Genomic DNA, 14150 nt, shown 5'->3' on the forward strand with positions numbered 1-14150 from the left:
TCGATTATAATTGATAATGATTATCATTATCTATTGTACAGTGAACTGGGGCTGTCGAGAAGACGCAAACGAGCGCGCAGGCAAAAAAAGCCTTCATCGTGCGACTTGACTTGCTGGCCGGCGGTCCGCGTAAGCGAACGATAAGGAGGCAAGTCGAATGTCCACCGCGCAAATATTGATCGTCGACGAGGAAAGACATACGAGAAGTACGTTAGGCCGCTACTTGAAACAAGAAGGCTTCAGCGTTCTGGAGGAGTCGCACGGCTTAAACGCCCTGCGCCGTCTCTCGAGCAGAAGCTTCGATCTGGTCGTGCTCGACATCCGGTTGCCCGGCATCAACGGGCTGGAGCTGTGCCATATTATCAAAAGCGGAAGCAACACGCCGGTCGTCTTCGTATCCGGGAGGGAGAGCGAGCAGGACGTCATCGGCGGTTTCCAGGCGGGAGCGGACGATTTTGTGGCCAAGCCGTTCAGCCCGCGCGAGGTCGTCCATCGCATCAGCGGAATTTTGTACCGCACGTCGGCGCAGGGCCATCGCCCGCCCAAAGCGGGACCTGTCAGCCCGATCTCCCTCCCCCGTCTCGGAATGGACCCCAGCACGCGAAGAGTCGCTGTGGATGGAGCCAGACTGGAGCTGACCGTCAGGGAGTTCGAGCTGCTCTACTACATGGCCGCCAACTTCGGCAAACCTTTCTCCCGCGATCAACTGATCAGAGCGGTGTGGAAATACGCCTTCCAGAACGACTCCCGAACGGTGGACACCCACATCAAGCGCCTCCGGGAAAAAATGAACGCCGCTTCGTCCGGTTCCGGCGATCTCATTCAGACGGTACGAGGCTTCGGCTACGGTATGATCGGATAATAAAAAAACGTCAGGACAGCGATTTGTCCTGACGTTTTTTTCTACCGCTGACCAACTGACTCACATCTGCTTGCCGGGCTTTCGTCGCGCCCTCACACGTGTGCCAATGTGCGATTCTTTCGAGCAACAATCTTCATTTGAGCGCCATTCGGGAGTCGTTAACCGATTCTTTGGAACATCGTCCTCCGTTTGAGCGCCATTCGGGAGTCGTTAACCGATTCTTTAGAACATCGTCCTCCGTTTGAGCGCCATTCGGGAGTCGTTAACCGATTCTTTAGAACATCGTCCTCCGTTTGAGCGCCATTCGGGAGTCGTTAACCGATTCTTTAGAACATCGTCCTGCATTTGTACGCGATTCGGGAGACGATAACCGATTCTTTAGAACATCGCTCTCCGTTCACGTTGCAAAAGCCTCTCCATCTGGCGTTTCGTTTGCTCGTGTATGAGAATTTGTCAGTTGCACTTTTTTTGCGGTTTCGTCGAGCGCCGTTACGCCAGCTGCCCGAATTGCGCCTGGTGCAGGCGGCTGTAGACGCCTCCCGCGGCGACCAGTTCGCGATGGTGACCCTGCTCGGTGATGCCCTCCTCCGTCACGACGACGATGCGGTCCGCGTCCTTGATCGTCGCCAGACGGTGGGCGATGACAAGCGTCGTCCGCCCTTTGGACAGCTCGGCGAGCGATTGCTGGATGGCCAGCTCCGTCTCCGTGTCCAGCGCCGAGGTCGCTTCGTCCAAAATGAGAATCGGCGGATTTTTCAGGAACATCCGCGCGATAGCCAGCCGCTGCTTCTGCCCGCCCGACAGCTTCACGCCCCGCTCGCCGATCACGGTGTCCAGCCCGTTCTCTTGAGCCTGGATGAACTCGTCCAGACGAGCCCGACGCGCCGCCTCCCAGATTTCCTCTTCCTTGGCGTCCAGCTGGCCGTACAGAATGTTCTCGCGAATCGACCCGCTAAACAGGAAGACGTCCTGCTGCACGATGCCGATCTGCCGGCGCAGCGATTCCTGCGTCACGTCGCGGATGTCGACGCCGTCGATGCGGATCGCGCCGCCTTCTACCTCATAGAAACGAGGCAGCAGGCTGCACAGCGTCGTTTTGCCCGCGCCCGAAGGACCGACGAAGGCGATCGTCTCTCCCTTGCGGATCGTCAGGCTTATGTTCCGCAGCACCTTCTTCTCGCCTTCGTAACCGAAGCTCACCCGATCGTACTCGATGTCGCTGTCGAAAGCGGCGAGCTCGGCCGCGTTCGGAGCGTCGGCCACGTCCGGCGCGGTATCCATTAATTCCGTGTAGCGCTTGAACCCGGCGAAGCCCTGCGGATAATTTTCCACAATGGCGTTGATCTTCTCGATCGGGCGGAAAAACACGTTGGTCAGCAGCAGAAACCCGACGAACTGGCCGTAAGTGAGCTGGCCGTCGATGACGAACCAGGTTCCGCATACCATGACGAACAGCGTGACGAACCGCATCATCATGTAGCTGATCGAACCGTTTTTGGCGATCAGCTTGTAGGACATCAGCTTCGTCAACCGGAAGCGCCCGTTGTTTTCCCCGAATCTCTCCTCCTCGAACGATTCGTTGGAGAACGCCTTGACGACGCGGATGCCGCCCACGTTGTCCTCGATGCGGGCGTTGAAATCGCCGATGTCGCGGAACAGCTGGTGGATCGCCTTCGTCATTTTGCCGTTGAAGTACACGACGACCCAGATAATCGCCGGCACGACGATAAACGTCAGCACGGCCAGCTTCCAGTTGATCGCCAGCATCAGCGCGAAGGAACCGGCCAGCGTCATGATCGCAATAAATAAATCCTCAGGCCCGTGATGCGCCATCTCCCCGATCATGTTCATATCGTTGCTCAGACGCCCGACCAGATGGCCGGTTTTCGTATTGTCGAAAAAGCGAAACGACAGCTTCTGAATATGCGAGAACAGCTTGCGCCGCATATCCGTCTCGATATTGATGCCGAGCATATGGCCCCAGTAGTTGACGATGTACATCAGCACCGTGTTCACCGCGTACAACGCCACCAACCCGAGAGAAGCCCAAATGATCAGATCCCACTTGCCTCCCGGCAGCAGATCGTCGATAAACGCGTTAACGGCCATCGGAAACGCCAGCTCCAGCAATCCGGCAATGATCGCGCAGCCGAAATCAAGCATGAACAATCCTTTATAAGGACGGTAATAAGCAAAAAAACGCCGAATCAAGTTTCCTCTCTCCTTCCAAGCCGCACCGGGCAGCCTTGCAATCGATAATCATTCTCAACGATAACAGTGATTGTAGCAGAAAAGAGAGAGAATGCAAATGGAGCTTTTCCCAAAAGAACATGGACAATAATCGAAAAGGGCCGCAAATCATAACGATGACGGAGTACGCACAGACAGGTCGCATCGAGAAATCCAAGGACATGCTGCTCCATTCAAAAAAAGCCCGGGACCCGCGAAGATCCCAAGGCTTTTTCGTCTCTCTTATTGGGCGGCCGGCTCTCCCAGAATCTTATTCGTCAGCATCTCGATCTGATGCTCGACGGCGATCGGATCGTCGAAGAACAGATCGTAGTAGGCGATCTTGTGCACCCGATTGTTTTTGACCGCGTCGAGACCTTGCCAGATCTGGCTCTGCTCCAGCTGCTCCAGCGTCTCGCGCCCCGTACCCTCGGCATCGTACGCCGTCAAAATAATATGAGTGCCCGCAATTTCCGGCAGCTCTTCGAAAGAGACCGCATAGTTCCATGCATCCTTATCTTCGAACATCTCCCTGACTTTCTCGGGAGGCTTCACCTGCAGCAGATTGTACAGAACGTCTCCGCCCATGTTGCGGTAACCGTACACTTTCACGTCCTTCTGGAAAATGCTCAAAATCGTTACGGTCGTGTCCGCAGGGGCTTCGTCCGCCAGACGCTGCTGCGCCTTGGCCAGCTTCTCTTCGAACGAGGAGATCCACTTCTCCGCCTCCTCCTGCCTGTTCACCAGTTCCCCGAGCACGCGCATCTTGTCGATCAAGCCGTTGTTCAGCTTCAGCAGCACGGAAGGGGCGATCTTGGAATATTCCTTGTAGCTGTCGTCCCACGTGGAGATAATCAGGTCCGGCTCCATCTCGATAATCTGCTCCGTCGATTCGGCGAACCCTTCCGTCCCCTCCGCTCCTACGTATGGATACTCGCTGAGCAAATACTCCGGATAACCGACGGGCCTTACGCCAAGCGCCAGCAGCTCCCCGTAATACCAATCCGCCACGATGCGCTGCGGCTCGGCCGGCACGACCGTCTTGCCGGCGGCGTGCTCGAACTCTTTGGCAGCGGCCTGCTGCGTTGCGGCGGCCTGGCTCGGCGGCGCGCTCTCCGGCGAACTCGAAGCCGAGCTCGCGCCTGCGGCGCTCGAAGACGGCGACGGCGACGCGGACGGCGCGGAAGAACAGGCCGACAGCATCAGCATCAGGCTGAGCGCGGCGGCCGCCACCAAGGTCTTGCTTCTATTTGTTCCGTACATCGAGTACTCCCCTTTTCTTGACGAGTGATCCAGCTTCGCTAGTCCTCTATCAGAATAAGGGAACTCCGCGCCATAGCCCATGTCAGCATCGCGCAATCGGATTGAACTTATTTTCCTGCAGTCGCCCGGTGTCATCTTGTAATGGCTTTTGAACATTTTGATCAGATTGAACTCGTCGGAAAAGCCGCAGCTCCAGGCGATCTCCCGCAGCGTAGCGTCCGTGCTCAGCAGATGCGTTCGGGCGGCCTCCACCCGCTTGCGGATCAAATACTCCTGCGGGCTGAACCGCTCCTGCTTCTTGAACAGCCGACTCAGATGGCCGGCGCTGACGTGGAACATCTCGGCCATCGACTGCAGCGATACCGACTCGTGATAGTGGCCGTCGATATAATGCTTGACGAGCGCCACGATATCGGGCTGCAGCACGTGCACGTCTCCCTGCTCCAATTCCTCGTAAATCTCGTAGACGAGCCGGTAGAAAGCGGCCTTGCCGAAGAAGCGCTGCAACGGGGCCGGACCCGACCAGCGCTCGTGCATTTTCCGCAGCTGCTCCACGAAAAAAATCGGATTCCGCGGCGCGAAGCCGTACAGCTCCCGAAACGGATTCACGATGCCGAGCAGGCGCCTCAGCTCCGTCTTGTAGAACGGCGGCTCCTCCGCTTTGTAATAGAGCGCGTAGCAGTCGCAGCTCTCGCCGGTAGGCCGGATGGACAGCCGCGTCCCCTTGCCGCCGTGGAAGAGGCCGAATCGCTCCACGCTGTACAGCGAGTCGTTGAGCCTCACTTCCGCCGGGCCGCCGTACGAACAGACGAACATGCTGCTCGGCATCCGGTACTCGTTAATCGGCTCTCCAGCCTCGACCGCCCAGTGGCGGATATCCGCTATCGTAATGGAAGATTGCAGCCACACTTGAACCGCCTTGGCCAGTGCCTCCTTGTCTTGCATTGTGTCAACCGGGTTTCTCTCAATCAATTCCGCTCGCTCCTTCGCAAGGCCGAATGGCTGCCTCCGATAAAGAGAGGAGACGAATCGGCATGCTTCGACGTAAGCTGATTATAATTGAGATTGATTCTCATTGTCAAAAATTAAACGGTTCCGTCTGCGTGTTGCATATCCGCGGCCTTCACGCCCGGTCCAAACAAAGAATCCAATCGCCCCCCCTGCCGCTCGAAGGCGGACGGAAGCGCAGAATGCCGCTGCCGGCGACCTCTCCGATCGGGCTCGACGCGCCGGTGCGCGGGCAGAACCAGGCAGCTTGCAGGCGGTCTTCGCCAATCCGCGATACATCCGCTTGGACCGGTAGTCCGTTCGGGCAATAGATGATCCCGTAGCCCGGACCTCTTGCGGCCGTCATATAATTGGAACCGGAATAATTATTCGCGATTAAGCTCTGGTCCGGCTCTCTCCCGTTCATGTCTCTGGATTCGAACAGCGATCGCAGATGGCGCATTTGCTCGGCTCCGGGGCGTCTCAGCGCATCTTTCCAGCTCATAATGAAGGATTCGCCCGATCCGGCGAATGCGTCGGTCCCGTTCGTCTCGTCGTACATCGACCAGACCGAATGATGACCGTACGTGTGGCCGAACCCGCCGGCCAGCACCGCATAATAGGCGGCTTTACGCACGTCGGCTTCGTCGAAGTAGCCGTTATTGCTGTCGAAGCCCCGCGGAATATCCTCATAACAAGGCTCGGCGTCCAACGTCGGCTTGGCGGGCAGCCTGGCGTAATCCTCCTGCACCAGCTTGTAGTTCGTCCTTTCCCCCAAGCTATGCGAGGATTGAATCATATTGAAGTCCAGCCACGGCTCCTGGTGCACGTGCAGCGAAGACGACACTCCGCCATTAGGATGGAAGGTGATCAGATGTCCTCCCTCATCCCCTTCTTTTAATCCGCGCGCCAGTTCATTCGTGATTTCAAAATGAAGCCGGTTGTGCAAGGGGCGGTCCCCGCCCAGCACCCAAACGATGTTGGCGTCATTCCTGTATCGCGACCCGAGCCACTTGCCGTAGGCATAAGCGTTGTCCGGAGTGAATATTTCCGGTCCCTTGCCCCACATCCGGTTGAACTTATCCCCCCACGTCGGCAGCAGCGCGATGTAGATGCCGACTTCCGCCGCCGTCCGCACGATGTAATCGACGTGATCCCAATAGGAATAATCGCCGGCCGTGTCCGGCGACGCCGGGTCGATGCGACCGTCCGGATGAATCGCGAGCGGCTTGCGGCCGTATGCGTTGCCCGTCGTCGCGCCTTCGAACTCAGCCAAGGCGACGGCCTGCACCACATTGAACGACTGCTCCGCCCGCGTCCGCAAGTACCGCTCGGCATCCTCGCGGTTCAGCTTGTGAAACAACTCCCATGCGGTATCGCCGAGCCAGAAAAACGGAGTTCCATCCTCCTTCTCCAATCCCCGCCGATTGGCGTTTACCCGCAGCCGCGGCATGATATCGCTCATTCCGTTTCCCCCTTAAGTCGTCAGAATGCCTTTGCCGAATGCCAAATGCTCCTGAATCAGCCTCTTGCACGTTTCGATGTCTCCCTCGATCAGAGAGCGGGCGATCTCCCGATGATCCTCGTACGCGGCGCTCATCCGGTTCGGCACCCGGCGTATGACGCGGAGAGCGAATCGATAAAGGTGCGCCTGGTACATCGTCATGACGGAATGAATCTCGGCATTTCCGGAAAATCGGCTCAGCAGCAGATGAAAATCGGAATCCGCTTTCGTAAACCCCGGCTCGTTCCCTTCGTCGGCCATTTGCTTCTGCTCTGCCAAATTGCGTTCGAGCATGTCAATATCGCTCTTCTTCAATCGGCCGGCAACTTGATCGCAGACGTACAATTCCAGCGCAACGCGCAATTCGAAAATATCCCTTACTTTGTCGTGCGACAGCTCCTTGACGATTATTCCTTGCTTGGGGGACACTTGAACGAATCCCTCGGCCTCCAACCGGTCCAGCGCGGATTTGATCGGCGTTTTGCTCATGCCCAGAAAATCGATCAGCTTGCTCTCCGACAAAAATTGCCCCGGCTCGAACGTCTCGTTCAGAATCGCCTCGTGAATGAGACGATAAGCTTTTTCTTTCAATAATTCGGTCGGCTGCGACGTCTTAGTACGCACTCGGTATCATCCATTCTTCAGCGATATGATGTTTCATTCTAGGGAATCGTCGGAGCAACTTCAAGGCGCATCTACGGAAAGCCTGCCGACAGGGTCGTGCACGACTTCCCGGCGCTCCGCGCTCCTGTACACCGAGAAAATCAGATTCATCGTCTTCAAATTGTCTTCGCCGCTTGTCTGAAACGGCCTATCGGCGTTCAAGCAGTCGATGAAGTGCGACTGCAGCCGGTAATGGCTCTCCGCATGATCGAGCTCGGTTCGCTCGGCAAGCGTCGTCTCTACGCCGCCGGCGTCGATCAGCGAGATTCTGCCGCTGGCATATAATTTCAGCGTGCCCCGATCTCCCTCGATCGCGATTTGCTCCCGATGCTCGGCCTGCACTTGCCGGTCGGGCGGTCCGTCCAGCTCGCGGCGAGTCGCCCAACTCATGTCCATAACGACGTAGGCGTCCTCATATCCGAGCGTGACGATCCCGGAGTCTTCGCCGGCAATGTACGGGCTGACGCGCAGCGTCTCCGCGTACAAACGCTCCGGATCGCCGAAGAAAAACCGCATCGTATCGAACCAGTGCGCGCCCATCTCGTAGAAAAGCAGGCGAGGCATCTCGCGGAAGAACGGCTGCGGCAGCGATGTCCCCGGCGCCATTCGCGGCGTATAGTAGTCCGTGTGGATATAACGGCCGACCCTGATCCGGCCGAGCGTCCCCTCGTCCAGCACTCGCTTGATCATCTGATTCGGCTGCAGCCATCGCCAGTTTTCGGTCACCATCAGCCTGACGCCGCATTCCCGGGCCACTCTCACCATTTCTTCGGCTTCTTCCGGCGAGACGGCGAACGGCTTCTGGCATAAAATATGCTTGCCCGCCCGCGCCGCCCGGGTGACAAGCTCCAGATGCGTCTCCGGCCCGGTGGCAATGTCGATAATATGCAAGTCGTCTCTCGCGAAGAAGGCTTCCGCATCCGTATACAGCTGTTCCGGGGGAATGCCGAATTCCAGCCCCCGCTGCTCCAGCTTGCCGCGGCTCCTGTTGCATAAGGCGGCAATTTCTACGCCCGGGATCCTTCTCCAAGCATTCAGATGGTTAACCGACCAATACCCGGTGCCGATCAATCCGACTTTCCACATGGTCATCGCCGCCTCTCGTTAGCCCTTGTCCGCATTCAGCTTTGCCGGATGCAGCATGACCTCGATCTGCTCTCGGACGCTGTCCGGATCGAACAATCGCTCCCAGCCTTCCTTCAGCCAATAACGGCGGCCGTATTCCATCGCGACGAGGCAGGCGTCCGAGAACGGGTTGCTCGCCTCGCCGAAAGCGATCGCCAGCTCGATCTGGAGATGTCCCAGCATGAAATCTCTGGCCGCTTCGGACGGAACCCCGCGCCGAACCGCTTCTTCCATCGCCTGCCTCAGGAACATGGCGGCTGCCGCGCCGATCGTCTCGGCCATCGTTGGCTCCAGGATCGCCATCTGCTCCACGGTTATGCGATGGATGCGCATGACCGGCGCGTACATGGCGCGAACGATGCTTTCCCCCGCTTCATAGTCCGCTTCCGGTCCTTGCATCAAGGCGCATACAACGGCCTGTTTCGCATGAATGCCGCCGAAGTAGTCCCGGCGCGCGGCCGGCTCCGTCTCGTCGTTGAAGATCGGCGGGTGGCAGGGATGCGCCACGAAATAGACGACATCGCCGCGCGGCGGCAAGTGTCCCATATACGCGGCGGCGGGATCGAGCACGATCAGCATCGCTCCCGGCTTCATGATCGGAACGATCTCATGCGACACTTGCCCGATCACGACGTCCGGAACGGCCAGTATGACCGCGTCCGCGGATTGGACCGCCTCCGTCTGAGAAGTTGCCGATAAGCCGCGCTGCCGTAACTGCTCCAAGCCCCGATCGCTGACTTCCACGTATTTCATGTCATAAGACGTTTTCTGCAAATTGTCGGCAATTCTGCAGCCCATTTTGCCGCCGGCGCCGATTAGTGCAACGATTGCCATCGTCATTCGCTCCTTATTTTGTAGAGTGCGGGGCAGCTGTTCGCCGACCTCGCTCGTTATCGCCCTTCCAATACGCGCGTGAAATAATCCGTCTGCCCGACCTGTCCGCCCTTAAGCGCAATCTCGATCCCGTCGAAGGCCGGATCTTCGGAATAGCCTCGGCACAGCGGGCCGCCCGGGGCCAGCGGCATCGCGGTTTCCAGCGCATAGATGCCGAGCTCGCGCGTCACATACCCCGACGTATCGCCTCCGGCCACCAGCACGCGAGTCAGCTTGTTCGCCGCCGCGACCTCTCGCGCAAGCCGCCCAAGCTGTTCGCCAATCAGTTGTCCCGCGTTCGCCGCGGGAGTACCGTCGCTTCCGCCCGATTCGAGCCGCTGTCTGGTCTCCCGAATCGCGATGTCCTCCGAACCCAGCGCCGTATACAAGAGCGGGCTGCGATTGTGCCGCAAAATCTCGTTCGCCCGTTCCGCCAGCCTGCTGCGCTCTTGTTCCGCTTCCGCTCGGTCGACCAGTCTCTCCGCATGGACAGGCACGCCGACGAAGCCATGCTCGATCGCATGCCTGATCTGCGATTCGGTCACCGGAGAACAGCTGCCCGACACGGCGAGCAGCCGGTCGACGGGGCCTCTTGGCTCCAGCTCGTTCTGCGGAGCCGTCCCCGTCAGCCCAAGCTCCCGCCAGTGAGCGGCCAGTGCGTACTCGACACCCGAAGAACCGACGACAAACCGGGCTTCTCCCCGATCGGCCGCTTCCCATATCAATTCGCCCGCCCGCTTCAGCCGTTCCTCGTCCAGCACGTCGTACAGCAGCACGTCCGGCGAGCCGGACATTCTCGCGGCCAGCCGCTCCCTGACGCGATGAAGATCGCCCGACAGGTCGAGAATATCCATCAACCCGACGGATTTGTTCGTCTGCCGGGACAGATGGACGCGCAAATCGGCTTCGTCCATCGGGGTAACCGGGTGGCGGGACATCGTCGGATGCCGATCGAGTCGATGTATCGCATCGTCGGCGCAGGCATAATGGTTGCCGAACACCGTGTACCGCCGCAATTGCGGGACGCCGACAAGCAGCGGCACGTACCGCTGCCCGGGCCAGACGCTTGCCGCCAGATCGATGGCTTGGCCGATGCTTCCGATCTTGGGCGAAGAGTCGAAGGTGGAGCAGATCTTGTAATGCACGATTGGGGTCGGGATGTCCCGCAATCGCTCTAATACCGGCCGCAGCTCCCGCTCCAGCTCGTCAGTTGCCAAGGATCTGCTCACTCCCGCCACTCCGAAGGCCCGAATGTCCGCAAACTTGTCCGCGAGCAGTTCAGTGGTCGGAGGCTGCAGAAACAGCACGGTCGGCACGCCGCTTAGCGCCAGCGCCTCCATCACATCGGTCGACCCTGTAAAATCGTCGCCGTAGAACGACAGCAGCAACCTCGAATCGCGTTCCATCCTATTTCCCTCCTTGCTGCCTGCCGCCGAACTTCTCCAACGCCCGTCGCAGCTCCGGATGCGACTCCGCATACGCCGCCGCGCTCACCCCGAGCTTCGCTGCTTCCCATGCCTGCTTCATGCTGAGAACGCCGGCGCCCGGCCCGTCCGGATGCGCCATAATGCCGCCGCCCGCCACATGCAGCAAGTCGCAGGTGCCGAGCTCGCGGTACGTATCCTCGACCATAGCCGCCGATTGCCCGCTGGACAGAACCGGCATCGCCTCATACCCGCCAAGCAACGGCTCGCGAATGGCCTGCACCGAGCGAATGACCGATCCGTTGCTCTCGTAGAACTTGCTGTTGAGCGCATTGACGTGCAGATGATCGGCGCCGGCCAGCCGACATAGCTTCTGATACGCGGTGAACGACATGCCGAGCATCGGACAGCGCGTCATCATTCCCCACTGATTGCGATGACCGTGGATCGGAAGCTCGCTGTAACGGTTCAGATGCGCCAGACCCGCCAATCCGATGCTTTGCACGCTGACCATGACGCACGTTCCGCCCGACTCCGCGACCAGATCGTGGCGGCGCTTCAATTCATCGATCTCCCCCGTAATGTTAAACGCGTACATCGTCTTGCGTCCGGTCCGTTCGCTGGCGCGCTCGATTTCTTCCATCACGGCCTTGACCTTATGCTCGAACGGCGCAAACAGGGGGCTCGCGTTCAATTCGTCATCCTTGATGAAGTCCAGTCCCGCCTCGGCCAATCCTCTTACGACCGCGCGCAGCTCTTCGATGGTCAGACCCACGCTCGGCTTGACGATCGTGCCGATGATCGGGCGGTCCTGGACGCCGGCCAGCCTGCGCGTGCCCGCCACCCCGAACTTCGGTCCGGCGTACGCGGCGGCGAATTCATCAGGCAAATCCAGATCCATCAGACGAATCCCGGAAAATTCCTGCAGCTCGTATAAATTGCCGGCGACCGTCGCCAGCAGATTCGGAATGGACGGCCCGAAATTCGCGTACGGAAATTCCAGCACGACTTCGCAGCGATGATAGTTCCCGTCATGGCCTATTGGCGTCGCCGCGCCGGGCAGCGACGGCTGTCGGACGACTTCCGACTGCCGGACGGAGACGATTCGGGCAGCGCTGCGCTCCCGGACCTCGTCCGTCTCCCCGGGAACGGCAATGAACGTTCCGGTCGATTGCTCTCCGGCCATCGCCTCGGCGGCGCGGGCGGGCTCATACGGGGTTTCGATCCAATAAGCGGCGCGAACTACGGATGGTTTCGCCATCGTTTCACAATCCTTTCTCATGCGCGTTCTCGGTTGACTCGGCGGCGTCCGCTGCATCGGTGTCGCGACAATCCAAGCGAATGCAGCCATAAGGCTGAAGCGTTAACATGACCCGGCGGCCGGCCTGAGCGGGCAGCTGTTCCGTCGCCCGTTCCTCGGATTCCCCGTAGAAATTCGTTGCGACAGAATAAATCGAATCCGCTCCGAGATCGATGTCGACCTCCTGCGCTTCGTTCTCCAGGTTGGCGACCGTCAGCCGCAAGCGGCCTTCGGGATGCCGAAGCGCCAATGCCGCTGCCCGGCCGGAAGAGCATTGCACCGCAAGGACGCGGGCATCGGGCTCGGCCATGACATCTTGCAGCAGGAAGTACAACGGAATCGGCGCGCCATCCGGCGCCACTCCGAGCGGCCCGGACGCTTCATAATAGGTAAGCCGGCGGGTTTCCGGCGTACATAGCGCAGCCAAGCTGCCCAACGTCCAAGCTGTGCCGAATTTCTCTCCTTGCCGGTCGTCTGTCTGATCGGCAATCGGAATGCTGCCGTCTCCGGAAGTCGCATTCGGATTCAGCCGCGGCTTAAAGGTGATCGGCCCGATGCTAAGCGGCTTGCCGGACTTGAAGGCGGCATCGTCGGCCGTCGTCCTCTGGGCGGCCAACGTCTCCATCAGAGACCGGTCGTCGAAGGCATGCACCTGCGGATTGATCGTATACGCAGCGAAGTCCATCTCCGCCAGCGGCAGCGCCGAACGGTTGAACTCCGCATAATAGGCCCGGGTTCCTCCTCCGACCGGAAGCTCCAGGCCGCTGGCCCGGATGGCGCTGCGCATGCCGCGAAGCGCAGCTTCATCGGTAACGATCGCCCCCGCCGAATAGGGGATCAGCCATATGCCGCGGCGGCCGATCCCTGACACAGCCAGTTTCTCGGCCAGCTCCGCCGCCCGGCGGCCTCCTTCATCCAGCAGCACTTCGAGTTCCAACCCGCAGCCGATCCGCTCCGCCGCATCGACGGCCTCCTCCAGACGAATCGGCCACTCGGCGCAAGACAAGTCAAGCGTGCCGCGCAGATGCGAAGGCTTGAGGCGCGACAGCCGCTCGGCCGCCCGGGAATCGATCCCGTTCGGTCCTAGCGCAATGCCGATGCCCGGCAAAGCGCAGCCGGATTCCCTCCGTACGGCGATTCGAACCGCCTCTCGCTGGGCGCTGTCGTTGGTGCCGCCCCGTCCCAAGCCGGCCTCTTCCGCAGCCTCCCCTTCGATTTCGATCAACACCGTCTGCGCAATTCTTTCCCCCGCTTGGACCGAAGCCGGATAAGGCACGGACAACGGGGTACAGTACGTCTTGTAGGAAGCGTCGGTCCAATTGCGCTGATCTTCCATTTCGAACAAGTCGCCCGAGAAAATCATTCGCACGCGGCAGCCGGGCGCGGGCTCGTACGTCATTGCGCGAACGCCCTTGAACGGTTGATGAGGAGCGATTCGTTCGGGAAATGCGCCTCGCGCTATCCCTTCTTCCGTATCGACCTCAAGCGGCAACCCGGCAAAACCCATCGGGTGCAGCACGCAGAACCCGATCCGATTTTTCAGGAACGAGGCGCGGGCAATGCCGTCGAAATCGAATCGAATGCTGTCGGGGGTCATTCGGATCATACCGTTCCATTCGAAGTCGATCTCATCCTGCGCGTGACGGCAATGGAATTCCACGATCGCTTGGTCGTGAAGCGATTGAATGCGCTTGATTTCCAGCCTGGGCGCCACCGTTCCCCAATTGCGGTCTCTCACCGCCGCATAGATGCCGCGAACGATCTCCTGTCCCCCGTATGCGATCGTTCGCAAACCGCCTTCCTCGAAAAAGGCTTGCAGCGGTCCGGCGCTCAATTTTACGGGCGATTTCATTTTTCTTCCCCCGCCTTTTAAGAAATACATCTTAGATCTAAGTTAGATAATAGTTGCTGCCGATAATA

10 protein-coding genes are annotated in these 14150 nt (G+C 59.3%); 1 reads left to right on the forward strand and 9 read right to left on the reverse strand.

What is annotated here, in order from left to right; all coding sequences use genetic code 11:
* The first annotated feature begins 157 nt into the window (after positions 1-157).
* A complete protein-coding gene (locus tag B0G52_RS27955; protein ID WP_094049486.1) occupies positions 158-862 on the forward strand; it encodes a response regulator transcription factor in 705 nt (234 codons plus the stop codon).
* A gap of 489 nt (positions 863-1351) precedes the next feature.
* On the opposite strand, the gene B0G52_RS27960 is transcribed toward B0G52_RS27955, so the two are convergent.
* From B0G52_RS27960 to B0G52_RS28000, 9 genes are all read right to left on the reverse strand, one after another.
* Positions 1352-3073 (reverse strand): ABC transporter ATP-binding protein, encoded by a 1722-nt coding sequence (locus B0G52_RS27960; RefSeq protein ID WP_094049488.1) that lies wholly within the window; start codon positions 3071-3073, stop codon positions 1352-1354.
* 261 nt (positions 3074-3334) lie between these two features.
* Positions 3335-5326, reverse strand: a complete 1992-nt coding sequence (locus B0G52_RS27965; protein ID WP_143762666.1) for an AraC family transcriptional regulator — start codon at positions 5324-5326, stop codon at positions 3335-3337.
* Positions 5327-5477: 151 nt separating this feature from the next.
* Positions 5478-6806, reverse strand: coding sequence for a glycoside hydrolase family 140 protein (locus tag B0G52_RS27970; protein WP_094049492.1), 1329 nt, complete (start codon positions 6804-6806; stop codon positions 5478-5480).
* Positions 6807-6818: 12 nt separating this feature from the next.
* Positions 6819-7469, reverse strand: coding sequence for a GntR family transcriptional regulator (locus tag B0G52_RS27975; protein ID WP_094049494.1), 651 nt, complete (start codon positions 7467-7469; stop codon positions 6819-6821).
* Positions 7470-7529: 60 nt separating this feature from the next.
* Entirely contained in the window at positions 7530-8600 is a 1071-nt protein-coding gene (locus B0G52_RS27980) for a Gfo/Idh/MocA family protein (RefSeq protein ID WP_094049496.1), read from the reverse strand.
* A gap of 12 nt (positions 8601-8612) precedes the next feature.
* On the reverse strand, positions 8613-9467 hold the full coding sequence (locus B0G52_RS27985; RefSeq protein ID WP_094049498.1) for a phosphogluconate dehydrogenase C-terminal domain-containing protein: 855 nt from the start codon (positions 9465-9467) through the stop codon (positions 8613-8615).
* A 56-nt stretch (positions 9468-9523) separates the two neighbouring features.
* Entirely contained in the window at positions 9524-10912 is a 1389-nt protein-coding gene (locus tag B0G52_RS27990; RefSeq protein WP_094049500.1) for a four-carbon acid sugar kinase family protein, read from the reverse strand.
* 1 nt (position 10913) lies between these two features.
* Positions 10914-12191 (reverse strand): ribulose-bisphosphate carboxylase large subunit family protein, encoded by a 1278-nt coding sequence (locus tag B0G52_RS27995; RefSeq protein ID WP_094049502.1) that lies wholly within the window; start codon positions 12189-12191, stop codon positions 10914-10916.
* A gap of 4 nt (positions 12192-12195) precedes the next feature.
* The gene (locus B0G52_RS28000) at positions 12196-14082 is read right to left on the reverse strand and encodes a D-apionate lactonase family protein (RefSeq protein ID WP_094049504.1); all 1887 of its coding nucleotides are present in this window, start codon (positions 14080-14082) and stop codon (positions 12196-12198) included.
* Between the last annotated feature and the right edge of the window lie 68 nt (positions 14083-14150).

The sequence above is a fragment of the Cohnella sp. SGD-V74 genome (genome assembly GCF_003001675.1).
In the GTDB taxonomy this organism is placed as follows: Bacteria; Bacillota; Bacilli; order Paenibacillales; family Paenibacillaceae; genus Cohnella.